The organism is Treponema sp. R6D11, from assembly GCF_054786075.1.
In genome coordinates this window covers 1-390 of sequence record NZ_BDHD01001095.1, presented here as the reverse complement: position 1 = coordinate 390, position 390 = coordinate 1, and the positions used below count along the sequence as shown (strand labels likewise).

1 protein-coding gene is annotated in these 390 nt (G+C 50.8%); it reads left to right on the top strand.

Annotation, left to right across the window (positions count from 1 at the left end; all coding sequences use genetic code 11):
• Window positions 1-126 precede the first annotated feature (126 nt).
• Window positions 127-390 (top strand): hypothetical protein (locus ACYVTD_RS17625; RefSeq protein WP_461248920.1); only part of this gene is annotated, 264 nt, incomplete at its 3' end.

The window sequence follows — 390 nt, the reverse complement described above, 5'->3', positions numbered from 1 at the left end:
ACAACGCCATAGCATATAACGGCGTTTTCCCCTGGCCCCGTTCAATAACCGCGGAATCCAGCGCCCGCACATATTGTTCCATCTGCGTTTCCAGTTCTTCAAGAAGGGAAAATTGCGCTTGTTTTTGTGGGCGATTTTAACGGAAAGGCGTTAGAGGCGAGCCTTGCGGATCATTTCAATATGCCGGCCGCAGTAAAGCCAGTGAGCCGCCCCAAGCATGAACTTCCTCCGCCCAAAAGCGGCAATTTCCAAATAGAGATTATCACGGATCCGGAACTCGCATCCGCCAGCTTCATGATTTACTACAAGCAGAAGCAGGGGGCGCAAAGGGGCACTATAGGCTATTACCGCGAAGGAATAATCGATTACCTGATTGATACGATGTTGGGC